This window comes from Veronia pacifica (genome assembly GCF_001707825.1).
GTDB lineage: Bacteria > Pseudomonadota > Gammaproteobacteria > Enterobacterales > Vibrionaceae > Veronia > Veronia pacifica.
Genome location: NZ_LYBM01000031.1, coordinates 51,123 through 64,481 on the forward strand (window position 1 = coordinate 51,123; position 13,359 = coordinate 64,481).

Sequence of the window (13,359 nt, forward strand, 5' to 3'; positions counted from 1 at the left end):
AGATAATCCGCAGTAAAAAAATAAGGGCGGGTTAACGTGCTGCATCTTACGGAGTGTAGTTATGTCGGGGATCCTTGATACGGTTAATCAACGTACGCAGCTTGTCGGGCAAAACCGTCTTGAGTTGCTTACGTTCAAGCTGATGACCAGACAGCGTTATGGTATTAACGTTTTCAAAGTGAAAGAGGTATTGCAGTGCCCAAAACTCACCGTGGCTCCTAAGATGCATCCGCTGGTGAAAGGAATGGCACATATCCGTGGGTTAACGGTGTCTGTTATTGATATGAGCCTGGCCACAGGCGGTCCCGCCATACCTGATCCGGAAAATCGATTTATGATCATTTCCGAGTTTAATCGGACGACACAGGGCTTCCTTGTCGGGTCTGTTGATCGAATCGTAAACATGCACTGGGAAAAAATCCTTCCACCACCAGACGGAACCGGCAAAGAAAACTTTCTCACAGCTGTGACAGATATTGATGATGAGTTGGTAGAGATACTTGATGTAGAAAAAATACTCAATAAAATCTCGCCTGTGAATGAGGAAATCAGTGATGAGGTTCTGTCTCAGAAAGCTGAGATTGAGGATGAAAATTCTGAACAAACTGAGATAATCCTTATTGCAGATGATTCCAGTGTTGCCCGACGTCAGGTAAGACGAACGGTAGAGGCGCTGGGTTTTGAAGTATTGTTGGCAGAAGATGGTGGTGATGCGCTGCGGCAGTTAAAGCAAATTGCCACACAGGAAGATATAGTGTCTAGGTTAGCATTGGTGATTTCTGATATTGAAATGCCAGAAATGGACGGATATACCCTTACGACAGAAATCCGAAAAGATACTCGCCTCAAAGATCTTCATGTAGTATTGCACTCTTCACTTAGTGGTGTATTTAATGAAGCTATGGTTCAGCGGGTTGGTGCAGATTCATTTATACCAAAGTTTGATCCAGATGAGCTTAGTGCTGCCATTCTTAATGTCGTCAAAATTAGGCGAGAAAAAAACGATAAATGACAAACATAGCGATAACAGATCAAGAGTATCAAGAGTTTTGTAAGTACCTGGAATCCAAATGCGGAATAGTTCTCGGAGAAAGTAAACAGTATCTTGTCAGAAGCCGGTTAGGTCCACTTCTCTCCCGCAACAAAATCAGTTCAATGTCCGAGCTGTTGCAACTGGTTGTCTCAGGGCGTCACAGGGATTTGGCGGTGGAAGCCATTGATGCGATGACAACCAACGAGACCCTATGGTTTCGTGATTTCTATCCGTTTGAGATACTGTCTGGCACCATCATTCCCGAAATGGTACGTCGAGGAAAGCCATTGAAAATTTGGTCTGCGGCCAGTTCTTCTGGACAGGAACCATATTCTATTGCAATGGCGATTCAGGAGTTATCTTCAAAAAGACCGGGACTCATTTCAGAGGCCAGTATCACCGCAACAGATATTTCATCTGACATGCTCAACAGGTGCCGATTGGGTGTTTATGACAACCTCGCGCTGAGTCGTGGATTATCTGAAGCGAGAAAGAGACAGTTCTTTGATGATGCTGGTGACGGCAAGATGAAGGTAAAAGATACCCTCAAACGAGTGATCAACTTCCGTCAGCAGAACTTACTTGATAGTTACTCCTTACTGGGTAAGTTTGACATCATATTTTGCCGTAATGTACTGATTTACTTCTCACCAGCGAAGAAGGCGGATGTTCTTAACCGCTTGGCAGACTGCCTTAACCCAGGAGGGTACCTCTTTCTCGGTGCATCAGAGTCGCTGACGGGTTTAACAGACAGGTTCGATATGATTCGTTGTAATCCAGGCATTGTCTACAAGTTAAAATAACTCTTTGGCCCTTCTTTTTACGACGAGACAGTCTCCCTATTAATGGCCGCATCTGCGGCCCTCTCTGAATCAATCTCTTGTCTCTGGCTACACCTTTCACGCTTCACTATAACCACAATCAGGCCTCTGTTTGCATAATTAATCCCTAATGGTCATATCCGGCACCCTCCGACCGAAGACAAGATACTTTGCCGCTTTTGTCATTGGTGGCATAGCTTTTGCCTCTCTGTTTTTTATATGGCGATAAATAACAAAGTTAAAAACCCGTTTTTAATCAAAAAGTAAAAGATATTCTGTTGTGAGAGAAAAGTTGGCATTTTTATTGCTGATTAATCATGGAGTATTACGGAGGTTACAAATGGCAATTTCATTTGATAAAGCATTGGGTGTTCATCAATACACAGTGGGTGTCAGGGCTAAGCGCGCTGAAACACTGGCCAGTAACCTTGCTAACGCCAACACTCCCGGCTACAAGGCGCAGGACGTTAATTTTGAAAAAGCCCTTGCAGCGGCAACATCTGGGGCAAAAATTGGCCTGAGTCGTACAGACGGGCGGCATATCCCTGCCACAAGTAACGTTGTTGGCGAAAAAATGTATCGCATTCCAAATCAACCGGACACTGGCGACGGTAACACGGTTGACGCACAGGTTGAAAACAATCTGTTTATGCAAAATGCCCTTGAGTACCAAGCGTCACTGGATTTTCTTGGGTCTAAGTTCAGAAATATGACAAAGGCGTTGAAAGGGGAGTAACGGATGAGTCTGTTTAATGTATTTGATGTAACAGGTTCGGCCATGAGCGCAGAGGCGGTCAGGTTAAACACCACATCAAGCAACCTAGCCAACGCGAATGCCGTCACCAGTTCGGCAGACGAAACATATAAAGCACGTCATCCAGTGTTTGCGGCAGAGCTTAACCGCTTTAAATCACAACAGGGTGAAAGTGTACCAGTTCGGGTCGCAGGTATCGTAGAAAGTCAAAAACCATTGGAGGCTGAGTATATGCCTGACCATCCAATGGCAAATGCGGAAGGTTACATCTACAAACCAAACGTTAACGTGATGGAAGAGATGGCAAACATGATTTCCGCGTCACGATCTTATCAGACGAATGCACAGGTTGCTGAGGCGAGCAAGCAGATGTTAATGCGCACGCTGCAGCTCGGCGAGTAACGGGAGAGGTAGATCATGAGTTTACTGGAAGGTGCTGGAGCGAGCAGCGGTGCGTCCAGCTATATGGACCAGCTAAAAGAGTTACAGCAAAAGCAGCTGAAAGAGAATAGTCAGGATAAAGTTTCAGGTCAGACAGATCTGAAACAGGAAGATTTCTTGTCCCTGCTGACGCAGCAACTCTCTCAGCAAGATCCGTTCAAGCCAGTCAGTAACGAACAAATGATTGCCCAGATGGCGTCATTTGCGACCGTAGATGGTATTGGCAAGATGAATACCCAATTTGGCACGTTGAACTCAGCAATGACGTCTAATCAGGCACTTCAGGCCTCGTCGCTGGTGGGCCGTGATGTATTGGTGCCGGGCAATGAAGGCGTGAAGAAAGCCACGGGTGGAATTGCCGCTATGGTTGCATTGCCACAGGCTGTTGATGGTGCCGTGGCAAGAATTGAAAATGCTCAGGGGCAGGTGCTTCGTACCATAGACCTGGGCAGCAAATCGGCCGGCGACCACAGAGTCGAATGGGATGGAAATGATGAAAATGGCAATCCCATGCCGGAAGGTAAATACAAGGTAAAAGTGAGCGGTCTTGTCGAGGGCAAGTCTCAGGATTTTGAACTTTCGACATACGCTAATGTAAATAGTGTCCTGCTTGGTAACGGTGACGGTAACGTCATGCTAAACCTTGCTGGTTTTGAGTCTCCGGTGAAACTTGCCGAAGTACTCGAAGTAGGTAATGCCGAAGTCGGTATGGTAAGCGCGAGCTAAGGGACAAAGGAGTATCTGCAATGTCATTAAATATCGCACTGAGTGGTTTGGGCGCTGCTCAAAAAGACATGAATACAACCAGTAACAACATTGCCAATGCCAATACCTACGGCTTTAAAGAGTCGCGGGCCGAGTTTGGTGATGTGTATTCAGCTTCTATTTTCTCAAACACTAAGACCACAACAGGTGGCGGTGTACAGACTGCTTTGGTTGCACAGCAATTCCACGAAGGTTCAAGTATTTATACCAACAACCCTCTGGATTTGAGAGTCAGCGGTAATGGCTTTTTTGCTGTGACTGATGATCCTTTAGTTGCTCAGGACAATTATCTCACCCGTAACGGCTCGTTCCATTTGGACAAAGACAACAATATTGTCAATGCTGAAGGGCAATACCTGTTGGGCTACAACGTAGATAATGAAACCCAGCAAGTTGGTTCTTTTGAACCTAAATCAATGAACGTACCCGATCAGTTTGGTCAGCCAAAGTCATCGCAAAACATTGATGTTGGCCTGAATCTGCCAGCTGCGGCACCTGAGAAATCGCCAGCAGCTTTCGACTATAACGACCCGGCGACCTACAACAAAGCAACATCCTCCACGGTTTTTGACTCTCTTGGTCAACCCTACAAAATGACCAGCTACTATGTGAAAAGTAACGCAGCACCCAATACTTGGGCGGTTTATTACACAATAACAGATTCAAATGGCGAGCAGCCTATCGATATCTCGACCGGGGATGTATCTAGTGCGTCAGGGCACGGCGGGCATACGGTTTCATTTAATACAGATGGTTCAGTAAACACAGTCAACAGTGGTAACCCCGTTGTCTCAGAGACGTTCAACAGTGCTGGTATCAGCATGAATGGTGCTGACGATACGCAGACTCTGAACATTAATTATGATGAGCCAACACAATACGCTGCACCTTTCGAGCTTCGTAAATTCTCCGAAGATGGAGCAACGACCGGCTACCTCGCGAAAGTAGATATTGATGCTCGTGGCACCATCATGGCGTCATACAGTAACGGTGAAAACGTGGCACTGGGCCGGGTTGCCCTGGTTCGTGTTCCGAATGAGCAGGGGTTGAGCCAGACGGGTAACACGCAATGGAAGGTGACAACCACATCGGGTGATGCAGTCTATGGCGAAGGTATGACGGGTGCTTTTGGTCGTATCAAAAGTGGTACCATTGAGCAATCAAACATCGATATGACCCAAGAACTGGTTGACCTCATCACTGCTCAACGAAACTTCCAGGCTAACTCCCGTTCGCTTGAAGTCGGTAACCAGATGCAACAGACTATTCTGCAACTTCGTTAATCTTCTGGTTACGGAACAACAAACGCTTATTGCCGCCATTTGGCGGCAATTTTTTTCCCAGTGGCGAGTTTTTGGCGCACACTTTTGATGGAACACCTGACAGACTGCCTCAAACCTCACAATTCCCGTCAAATACACAGAGTTACCTGTTGGCACCCTTTTTGCTTTAGTTAAAGTAATCGAAGGGGGAAACAATTCATGGATCGCGCATTATTCCTCGCCATGAGCGGCGCAAAACAAGATATGCAAGCTATGCAACTGCGGGCCAACAACCTTGCTAACGTGAGCACAACTGGTTTTCGTGCTGATTTAGAGCAAGCGCGATCAATGCAGGCGTATGGCGAGGGTTTACCAACCCGTGTGTTCAATATGACAGAGAGACCGGGGTTTAATTCAGCCCAAGGGGCGACGGTCACTACAGGTCGCGATCTGGATGTTGCTATAAGGGGAGATGGCTGGCTCGCCGTGCTGGATAATCAGGGGCAGGAAAGCTATACCCGCTCCGGTCACCTGAAAGTGGATGAAACTGGCCTTCTACAAAATACCAGTGGACACCTTGTTGCAGGCGAATCTGGTGCCCCTATATTCATCCCTCTACCTGTCTCGAAAATTGAAATTGGCAAAGACGGCACCGTTTCTGTGTTACCAAAAGGTGCACCGCCAGAAGCGATTCAGGTTGTAGATAGAATTAAACTTGTCAGGCCTGATAACCAAGAGCTGACAAAAGGCAGTGACGGTTTATTCCGCTCCATCAATCCCGGCGTTATTTACCCTGCAGATGCAGGGGTGACACTGGAGAAAGGTGCATTGGAGGGCAGTAACGTCAATGCCGTCGGTGAAATGACCAATATGATCGAGCTTCAGCGTCATTTTGAAATGCAGGTCAAACTAATGAAAACGGCAGAAGAAATGGATCAGGCATCCAGCTCTCTGCTGCGTCTGGGTTAAGTAAGAGGAAGTTGCTATGCATCCTGCGTTATGGGTGAGTAAAACGGGTCTGGACGCACAACAGACGAATATTTCGACAATTTCGAACAACCTTGCCAACGCCTCAACCATTGGTTTTAAAAAGTCGCGGGCAGTGTTCGAGGATCTTTTCTATCAGAACATTAATCAGCCGGGCGGGCAGTCTACTCAGAATACTGAGCTACCGAGTGGCTTAATGTTAGGTGCGGGTTCAAAGGTTGTTGCGACCCAGCGGGTTCACAGCAACGGTAACGCCCAAACGACCAATAACTCGCTCGACATGATGATCGAGGGAGATGGCTTTTTCCAGGTCCTGTTACCAGATGGCAACATTGGCTACCAGCGAAATGGTCAGTTCACCATGAATGATGAAGGTGTCATCGTCACCTCAGGTGCGGGCTATCGCCTTCAGCCTGAAATTGCTGTCCCGCCAGATGCAGTGCAGATCACCGTAGGAACAGACGGTGAGGTGTCAGTACGTCTTAGGGGTCAGCAAGAAAATCAGGTCTTAGGCCAGATAACCACGGTTGATTTTATCAATCCGGGTGGCCTCGAACCCATTGGTCAGAACCTCTACCTGCCAACCGGGTCAAGCGGTGATCCTCAAGAAGGAGTGCCGGGTCTCGATGGTCTGGGTAATATCCGCCAGTCAATGCTAGAAACATCAAACGTTAATGTGACTGAAGAGCTGGTCAATATGATTGAGGCACAACGTGTCTACGAGATGAACTCCAAGGTGATTTCATCTGTCGACCAGATGCTCAGCTACGTTAACCAGCAACTTTAATGGAGTCCGGGTAGGATGAAACGTTTTATATTTATCCCTTTGCTTACCAGCGTTTTGGTCGCGTGTTCTTCTCCGCCTCCTAAAGATGAAATATCTCAGGGAACATCGACCAAACCAGCGGTTGAGACTGGCGATCCTACCCCGAAAAGTGGTGGTTTGATTGATATGGTTAGACAAAGGGAAGATCCGGTTGCTGGCGATCCAGCCTGGTCACCATTGCACCCGGGGCGTAAGCCCGAGCATTACGCCACTGCGACAGGCTCCTTGTTCGATATTAGTCAGACCCACAGTTTATACGACGATAAACGTCCCCATCAGATCGGCGATATTGTGACTGTTGTGCTGGAAGAAAAAACACAGGCCAAAAAAACAGCCAGTGCAGATGCGACAAAAACCAGCGACCTGAGCATGGATCCACTTAAAGTACAGGGTGAGACCTTCAAGCTGGGCGAAAAAGAAATTTCCTATGCTACCAAGCATAACAACACGACTTCTGGTACCAGCAATGCCAACCAAAGCAACAGTATTTCAGGTTCAATTTCTGTTGAAGTGATCGATGTACTGTCAAATGGTAACCTGATGATCCGTGGTGAGAAATGGCTGACCCTGAATACGGGAGATGAGTATATCCGTCTTAGCGGCACGATACGACCAGATGACATCAGCTCTGAAAATACGGTCGCATCTACCCGCATATCCAATGCCCGCATTCAATATTCAGGAACTGGTGATCGTCAGGATACGCAAGATCAAGGATGGTTGGCACGATTCTTTAATGTGGTTCTTTAATCAGCCAATGTCTGTCTAAAAGGTGTAGTAAAAACTATGCTCCATAGTAAAAAGATGATGAAAACACTGCTCCATAGCCTCGTGATACTGCTGACATTCAGTGTGTTCAGTGTTCAGGCAGCCAGAATCAAAGATGTTTCTGAGGTTGCCGGTGTGCGTAGTAACCAACTTGTTGGCTATGGACTTGTCGTGGGTCTGGCAGGCACTGGAGAAACGACACCTTTTACTGACCAGAGCTTTACAGCGATGCTGAAAAATTTCGGCATCGTCTTGCCTCCCGGTACCAAACCGAAGACTAAAAACGTGGCAGCAGTTGCCGTAAGTGCTGAATTACCGCCTTTCTCCAAGCAGGGTCAAAAAATTGACGTCACAGTGTCATCAATCGGTTCTGCGAAAAGTATCCGAGGTGGCACATTGGTTCAGACTTTCCTCAAAGGCCTGGACGGTAAAACATACGCGGTAGCGCAAGGAAACCTGATTGTCGGTGGTTTCAGTGCAGAAGGGGCCGATGGCTCCAAAATTGTCGGTAATACCCCCACAGTCGGTCGGATAACGGATGGTGCAACGGTTGAACGTGAAGTACCTAATCCATTTGGTCGCGGTGATTTCCTCACATTCAATCTGTTCGATGCAGATTTCACGACAGCGCAGCGAATGTCTGAGACTATCAACGGCTTGCTGGGGCCGAATGTTGCGTCAGCAATGGATGCCACGTCAGTGCGTGTTCGCGCTCCACGGGATGTCAGTCAGCGCGTTGCCTTTTTGTCGATGATTGAAAACCTTGAATTTAAACCCGCAGATGCGGCCGCCAAAATCATAGTGAATAGCCGGACGGGGACGATAGTCATCGGCCAGAATGTCAGGTTGAGGCCGGCAGCGATCACGCATGGTGGAATGACAGTCACCATTAATGAAGACTTTAATGTCAGTCAGCCTAATCCATTGGCAGGCGGAGAGACCGTTGTGACACCGGATACTGACATTACCGTCACAGAGAAAGAAGCCCGTATGTTCCACTTTAAACCCGGTGTGACACTGGATGAGTTGGTCAGGGCTGTAAACAGTGTAGGCGCAGCGCCTTCAGATTTGATGGCCATTTTACAGGCTCTCAAGCAGGCGGGCGCAATTGATGGTCAGATGATAGTGATATAGCGTATGAAATCACCAGTCGATACCAGTTTTATCCATGATTTAAGCAGTCTCGATTCACTGAGACAAAAGGCCAAGAGTGGCAACGATACAGGCGATGCATTGCGTGCAGCTGCATCCCAGTTTGAGAGTTTGTTCACGCAGATGCTGTTTAAATCAATGCGAGATGCCAATTCGGCATTCGATGCCGGGCTGATTGACAATAGAACGTCTAAATTCTATCAGCAAATGGCAGACGAACAGATGTCGAGTGCACTGAGTCAGCAAGGTTCACTGGGACTGGCAGATATGATTGTGCAGCAGCTCGGTGGTCTGGCTAATACCGAACCGATGAAAGTCGGTGCTAACAGTGCGTCTGATCGATTGCGCATACCGGGCCGTGCGCCGGATGTAAAAGCACCCGATGAGCAGATTGTTGATGATAAGAAGCCTGATAATGACAAAGACATTATTGCTGAGAAAACAGCAGCAACAGATACCGCTGAGGCATCTGCGGTGCCATCAACCGATCGTCAACGCGGGTTTTCTTCACCAGCTGAATTTGTTTCTGGTTTAATGCCGTTCGCAGTGAAAGCAGGCCGGGCCTTGGGTGCCGATCCCGCTATTCTACTGGCTCAGGCTGCATTGGAGACGGGCTGGGGTAAAAAAGTCATCTCTAACGGTATGGCAAGCAGCTTTAATCTTTTCAACATCAAAGCACATCGCGGATGGGATGGCGATAAAGTAGCCACCAGAACACTGGAGTTTGAAAACGATATTCCGGTGAACAAGCAAGCTGCTTTTCGCAAATACCCCTCGTACGAAGAGAGCTTTAACGATTACACTGACTTCCTTACGACTCAGCCACGCTATAAAGATGCACTAAAAGAATCGTCTGATCCTGAAAGCTTTATCCGAGGACTTCACAAAGCGGGATATGCGACGGATCCAAGTTATTCAGACAAAGTGCTGAGGGTCTTTGATCAGGTGAAAAGCCTCATCAAATAACAGCTGTTTTTGACAGGACAGGTTCTGCGGGGATATTCAATGAGACCGATCCCAGTTGCTGCTGTTATCTTATGCCCTTGGCTTTAGGTCTTCTGTTTTACGTCATCCGTTTCATGTCCTCGATGCAAAAATAGACGCAGCATAGCTTATTTCGGCCAACGCTGAAGATTATCACTCTGGGGTTCAGTTCTTATCCTTTCAGTCGATACCCTTCCTAACAGCAAATGTTTGAGCACTCTGAAGGCGGCAAGTATCTGCCAGCTGGCATCAGACCGACACGCGTCGGACAGGTGCGGAATAAAGATTTAGCTCACTCGGTGAGCAGATAAACCATGAACATTTGCAAGTTGCTTGTATATCAGTCATTTATTCACATTTTCCGGTCGCATTTCATGGCACGGTTTTTGTATCAAGGATGGTGCAAGTAAAGTTTCATTAAATTACCCGGGGGCAGGATGGGTTTTGATTTGCTCAATCTCGGCGCACAAAGTGTCATGGCGGCACAGCGGCAGCTGAATACAACAGGTCACAACATTTCAAATGTGAACACCGAAGGCTATAGTCGCCAGACGGTTGAGCAGTCTGCCAGTGCTCCTTATTACTGGGGTGGAAACCAATGGGGGACAGGTGTTCATGCGACGGCCGTTAGACGCAACTTTGACCAGTTTGCGGTTGACCAGCTTCACCTAGCCACATCTAATCTCGGAAATGCTCAGGCCAGAGATGATCGACTAAATCTGATTGACGGCATTATGTCCGGTGCTGCAAACAAAGTGCCCGAGCAGATGAATGAATTTTATGGTGCCGTCCGCACTCTGTCTGACAATCCCAGTGACATGGGCGCGAGAACAGTTGTGCTTGAGAAAGCCAGAATGGTTTCCAGCAGCCTTAATCAGGTAAACGACACCTTGTTCAGTCGCCAGCGCGATACTAACGATGAAATTGATACCACGCTTTCCCGTATCAACGATATCGGTACAGAGCTTGCTGAAATCCATCAGTCGATGACAAATGATCCAAAGAACAACGACCTTTATGACCGTCATCAAAAGCTTATTAATGAGTTGTCTGAATACACTCAGGTGACGGTGAGCCCAAGAAATAGCGGCAATTTCAACATTATGATTGGCAGCGGACACAATTTAGTATCCGGTGTGCATTCCAGTGAGTTAACCACGGTACCGGGTGACCCTGATCAGCATCAGCGTCGACTTGCGTTAGTGGCTGGCGACTCAATCAAAACGATAGATAAAGCTGATATCCGCGGCAAACTCGGTGCATTGTTTGAGTTTCGCGATGAGATTTTGCCGAAAACACGCGATGAGCTGGGCCGGGTTGCCACAGCATTTGCACTCAAAGTTAATGAGCTGCAAGAGCAGGGCTTTGATCTTTACGGTAACCCCGGAACGGCAATGTTCAGAGATATGAACAGTGCTGAAAATGCCAGTCTTCGTACGGTTAAAAATCCATCTTCATCGGCAGAGGTGAAAGTCTTCATCGACGACATTGATCAGGCAAGGGCTGGAGATTATCACCTTAAATTCGATGGCACCGCCTACAGCATCACTAACCCAGATGATCAGAGTCAATCTGTTACGCCGACTGGTGTGCCCCCTAGCTTTGAAATTGATGGGCTGAAGATCCAAATCGACACCCCTCTTGCCTCTGGCGATACGGTTATCCTGCGCCCCTTTCGCTCTGGAGCGGGTCAAATTGAAATGACGATGGATGATCCGGGACAAATTGCTGCTCAGAGCTTTCTCAGCTCCCACTCCCAAATCAGTGGTGAGGGAGATCTATCAATTAATAGCATCGGAGCTCAGAAGCAGTTTCAGGTAGTGGTATCTGGTGATGCGAGTCAGTTTACTGTTCTGGATAAAAACGGCACTGTTTTACAGCCTGCCGCGTCATATCCGCCCGCTTCACCTATTACAGTGAATGGAACTGAGTTTGAGCTAACAGCAGGGGCAATGCCAAATGATATATTTGACGTTAACCTCGAACCTTCTGTCGGCGATAATGGCAACCTGTTGAAGTTTCAGGATCTTCAGTCTGAAAAGCTGATGGACAATGGCCGATCCAGCATCATTGATGTGTTTGAGGGACTCAACACACATATCGGCATGCTTAAAGCGTCGGCAGGAAACCAACGTGGCGTTGCTGAAATTGAGAAAGATGCTGCAATGAGCAAAGTGGCGGAGGTTTCCGGGGTAAACCTCGATGAGGAGGCGGCTAATATGATGAAGTTCCAACAAGCTTACATGGCGTCATCTCGGATCATGACAGCGGCCAACGACGCTTTCCAATCACTGCTCAGTGCAACAAGATAGGAGACTGAATAATGTTGAATCGAATTTCCAGCTTTCACCATTACCAGTCAGTTGCTAACGACATGATGAAACAGCAGGTGAAAATTCAGGATAATCAGGAGCAACTGGCCTCTGGCAAGCGTGTGCTAACCGCAGGTGATGATCCTGTTGCTTCTATTTACATCCAAAATTTTAAGCAACAAAATACTCAGATTGATCAGTATCTTGACTCCATTAACTTGTCACGTAACCGTCAGGCTCGTGAAGAAATAGCCCTGGATAATGCGGAACAACTGGTAGACAGTGCAAAACGAACGTCGCTTGCCATGATTAATGGTGCGATGTCCAACGATGATCGCGAGGCTCACAAGCAGGAGCTGAAAGGAATTTTCGACAGTTTCATGAATCTCGTTAATTCAAAAGATGAATCGGGTAATTATCTCTTCTCAGGCACAAGGACTGATTCGCAACCTTTCTTTCGCAATAACAATGGCGAAGTAACCTACGCTGGAGACAGTTATCACCGCAAATCAGAAATTGCGCCAGCCCTTGATGTGATCACCAGCGATCCGGGCGATAAAGTTTTTATGAATATCGATAACCCTTTCGGTGATTACGACCCCGAGTATGATCTGGAAGAAGGGTCATCTTTGTTGCTATCCTCTGCGACCAATTCGAACAATACCGATAACTCAGCCTATGAAGTCGAATTTGATATCGACAGCAATGGCGCAACAACGTACGAGCTTTTTCAAAATGGCACCTCAGTGGATTCGGGGCTCTATGACTCACAAGCTGGTGTCAGCTTCGGTACTTTGTCTTTCAGTATTGAAGGCAATGTAAAAGCGGGAGACAGCATTGATCTGTCCCGCCAGGAAAATTTCAGTGTGTTTGAAGCCTTTAAACATGCGATGGATATGTCAGAGAAAGCGCCAGACGATGCATCCGCTACGGCAGAATTACATAAGGTGACTGAACAACTTGCCAGCGTGTTCAAGCATCTTAACCAATCTCGTTCAGAGGTTGGTATTCGTCTTCAGACTATGGATAGACAAGAGGAAACACATCAGGATTTCAAGATAGAGCTCAACCGGTCACTTGGTACCATTGAGGATCTTGATTATTCCAAAGCTGTGATTCAGTTAAATGAAAATATGCTGGCGCTGCAGGCAGCTCAACAGGCTTTTTCAAAAACACAGTCGTTAAGTTTATTTAACTATATGTGACCGTGTAATAAATCCCTTTTGTTTCGATTATCCCAACTTCTAAAGGCCA

General features: G+C 47.2%; 13 protein-coding genes. All 13 read left to right on the top strand.

Going from position 1 to position 13,359, the window contains the following annotated elements:
* Positions 1 to 61 precede the first annotated feature (61 nt).
* The 13 genes from A8L45_RS15815 (at position 62) to flgL (ending at position 13,310) form a co-directional block, all read left to right on the top strand.
* Entirely contained in the window at positions 62 to 1,012 is a 951-nt protein-coding gene (locus A8L45_RS15815) for a chemotaxis protein (RefSeq protein ID WP_068904012.1), read from the top strand.
* Complete coding sequence (locus A8L45_RS15820) at positions 1,009 to 1,836, top strand: CheR family methyltransferase (RefSeq protein WP_068904015.1); 828 nt, start codon at positions 1,009 to 1,011, stop codon at positions 1,834 to 1,836. The genes A8L45_RS15815 and A8L45_RS15820 overlap by 4 nt, the downstream gene beginning before the upstream one ends.
* Positions 1,837 to 2,194: 358 nt before the next feature.
* Positions 2,195 to 2,590: a flagellar basal body rod protein FlgB gene (gene flgB, locus A8L45_RS15825; protein WP_068904016.1), complete on the top strand. Its 396-nt coding sequence runs from the start codon at positions 2,195 to 2,197 to the stop codon at positions 2,588 to 2,590.
* 3 nt (positions 2,591 to 2,593) lie between these two features.
* Positions 2,594 to 3,010, top strand: coding sequence for a flagellar basal body rod protein FlgC (gene flgC, locus A8L45_RS15830; RefSeq protein WP_068904018.1), 417 nt, complete (start codon positions 2,594 to 2,596; stop codon positions 3,008 to 3,010).
* A 15-nt stretch (positions 3,011 to 3,025) separates the two neighbouring features.
* The gene (gene flgD, locus A8L45_RS15835; protein ID WP_068904020.1) at positions 3,026 to 3,775 is read left to right on the top strand and encodes a flagellar hook assembly protein FlgD; all 750 of its coding nucleotides are present in this window, start codon (positions 3,026 to 3,028) and stop codon (positions 3,773 to 3,775) included.
* A 20-nt stretch (positions 3,776 to 3,795) separates the two neighbouring features.
* Positions 3,796 to 5,097: a flagellar hook protein FlgE gene (gene flgE, locus A8L45_RS15840; protein ID WP_068904022.1), complete on the top strand. Its 1,302-nt coding sequence runs from the start codon at positions 3,796 to 3,798 to the stop codon at positions 5,095 to 5,097.
* A gap of 198 nt (positions 5,098 to 5,295) precedes the next feature.
* Positions 5,296 to 6,045: a flagellar basal-body rod protein FlgF gene (gene flgF / locus A8L45_RS15845; RefSeq protein ID WP_068904025.1), complete on the top strand. Its 750-nt coding sequence runs from the start codon at positions 5,296 to 5,298 to the stop codon at positions 6,043 to 6,045.
* A 16-nt stretch (positions 6,046 to 6,061) separates the two neighbouring features.
* Positions 6,062 to 6,850: a flagellar basal-body rod protein FlgG gene (gene flgG, locus A8L45_RS15850; RefSeq protein ID WP_068904027.1), complete on the top strand. Its 789-nt coding sequence runs from the start codon at positions 6,062 to 6,064 to the stop codon at positions 6,848 to 6,850.
* Between the two features lie 15 nt (positions 6,851 to 6,865).
* Positions 6,866 to 7,639, top strand: a complete 774-nt coding sequence (locus A8L45_RS15855) for a flagellar basal body L-ring protein FlgH (RefSeq protein ID WP_068904031.1) — start codon at positions 6,866 to 6,868, stop codon at positions 7,637 to 7,639.
* 57 nt (positions 7,640 to 7,696) lie between these two features.
* Entirely contained in the window at positions 7,697 to 8,791 is a 1,095-nt protein-coding gene (locus A8L45_RS15860) for a flagellar basal body P-ring protein FlgI (RefSeq protein WP_068904044.1), read from the top strand.
* Between the two features lie 3 nt (positions 8,792 to 8,794).
* Positions 8,795 to 9,775, top strand: a complete 981-nt coding sequence (flgJ, locus tag A8L45_RS15865) for a flagellar assembly peptidoglycan hydrolase FlgJ (RefSeq protein ID WP_068904033.1) — start codon at positions 8,795 to 8,797, stop codon at positions 9,773 to 9,775.
* 455 nt (positions 9,776 to 10,230) lie between these two features.
* Complete coding sequence (flgK, locus tag A8L45_RS15870; RefSeq protein WP_068904035.1) at positions 10,231 to 12,105, top strand: flagellar hook-associated protein FlgK; 1,875 nt, start codon at positions 10,231 to 10,233, stop codon at positions 12,103 to 12,105.
* Positions 12,106 to 12,116: 11 nt separating this feature from the next.
* On the top strand, positions 12,117 to 13,310 hold the full coding sequence (gene flgL, locus A8L45_RS15875) for a flagellar hook-associated protein FlgL (RefSeq protein WP_068904037.1): 1,194 nt from the start codon (positions 12,117 to 12,119) through the stop codon (positions 13,308 to 13,310).
* Positions 13,311 to 13,359 lie beyond the last annotated feature (49 nt).

Excerpts from the sequence above, each read along its gene's own strand:
- A8L45_RS15815 (WP_068904012.1), top strand. The coding sequence starts at position 62 with ATGTCGGGGATCCTTGATACGGTTAATCAACGTACGCAGCTTGTCGGG.
- A8L45_RS15820 (WP_068904015.1), top strand. The coding sequence starts at position 1,009 with ATGACAAACATAGCGATAACAGATCAAGAGTATCAAGAGTTTTGTAAG.
- flgB (WP_068904016.1), top strand. The coding sequence starts at position 2,195 with ATGGCAATTTCATTTGATAAAGCATTGGGTGTTCATCAATACACAGTG.
- flgC (WP_068904018.1), top strand. The coding sequence starts at position 2,594 with ATGAGTCTGTTTAATGTATTTGATGTAACAGGTTCGGCCATGAGCGCA.
- flgD (WP_068904020.1), top strand. The coding sequence starts at position 3,026 with ATGAGTTTACTGGAAGGTGCTGGAGCGAGCAGCGGTGCGTCCAGCTAT.
- flgE (WP_068904022.1), top strand. The coding sequence starts at position 3,796 with ATGTCATTAAATATCGCACTGAGTGGTTTGGGCGCTGCTCAAAAAGAC.
- flgF (WP_068904025.1), top strand. The coding sequence starts at position 5,296 with ATGGATCGCGCATTATTCCTCGCCATGAGCGGCGCAAAACAAGATATG.
- flgG (WP_068904027.1), top strand. The coding sequence starts at position 6,062 with ATGCATCCTGCGTTATGGGTGAGTAAAACGGGTCTGGACGCACAACAG.
- A8L45_RS15855 (WP_068904031.1), top strand. The coding sequence starts at position 6,866 with ATGAAACGTTTTATATTTATCCCTTTGCTTACCAGCGTTTTGGTCGCG.
- A8L45_RS15860 (WP_068904044.1), top strand. The coding sequence starts at position 7,697 with ATGAAAACACTGCTCCATAGCCTCGTGATACTGCTGACATTCAGTGTG.
- flgJ (WP_068904033.1), top strand. The coding sequence starts at position 8,795 with ATGAAATCACCAGTCGATACCAGTTTTATCCATGATTTAAGCAGTCTC.
- flgK (WP_068904035.1), top strand. The coding sequence starts at position 10,231 with ATGGGTTTTGATTTGCTCAATCTCGGCGCACAAAGTGTCATGGCGGCA.
- flgL (WP_068904037.1), top strand. The coding sequence starts at position 12,117 with ATGTTGAATCGAATTTCCAGCTTTCACCATTACCAGTCAGTTGCTAAC.